The organism is Bartonella sp. MR168JLCBS, from assembly GCF_042194175.1.
The window spans coordinates 1-742 of the sequence record NZ_JBHIMP010000340.1 but is presented as its reverse complement, the minus strand read 5'-3'; the positions used below and the strand labels follow the sequence as shown (position 1 = coordinate 742).

Genomic DNA, 742 nt, shown 5'->3' with positions numbered 1-742 from the left:
GTTTTGGTTTTGCTTTCGAAAATGAAATTAGTTTTGCTGATAATCGTTTCCGTGTAACGCCTGGAGTTCGTTATGATTGGTATAAGCATACTCCTCAAAAAACACCCTCCTATGAGAAAGCTCTCATTTCTAATAAATACCCTTCAGAAAGAAGCGGTTCGCGTTTTTCTCCTAAATTACGGATGGAGTGGGATTTTCGTGATCAAGTAACATTTTATGCTCAATGGGCACAAGCTTTTCGTGCACCACGTGTTTCAGAACTCTACCTCTCCTACATCAAACCCCCTCTTTATTATGTGAAGGGAAATCCTGACCTTAAGTCAGAAGGGAGCAATGGATATGATATTGGCATACAATATGGGAATGTCAATTTCGGTGGCTCACTCAGTGCCTTTATCAATCAATATAAAAATTTTATAACTACCGTGGATAAAGGACCATCCGAGGAGTTTAGATTTGCACGTCGATATTATGTAAATCTTTCACGCGTGCGTATTTTTGGCATTGAAACAAGAGCGCATTTAACTCTTAATAAGGGTTTTCATAGCAATTTTGCCCTTGCCTATTCGCAAGGAAAAGATCTTGAAAAAGATGAATATCTTAACTCAATTCCAGCTTTGAAAGCGATTATCGGATTAGGATATGCAAAAGAAACCTGGGGAGCAGATGTTGTGCTTACTTCCTCTGCTAAACGTGATAAAGTTGCTAAGGAATCTGATTATCAAAAAATTCCGGGATATAA

General features: G+C 38.3%; 1 protein-coding gene. It reads left to right on the top strand.

Annotated features, from left to right (window positions below; genetic code table 11):
• Positions 1-742 (top strand): TonB-dependent receptor domain-containing protein (locus tag ACFIK8_RS11280; protein WP_375669478.1); only part of this gene is annotated, 742 nt, incomplete at both ends.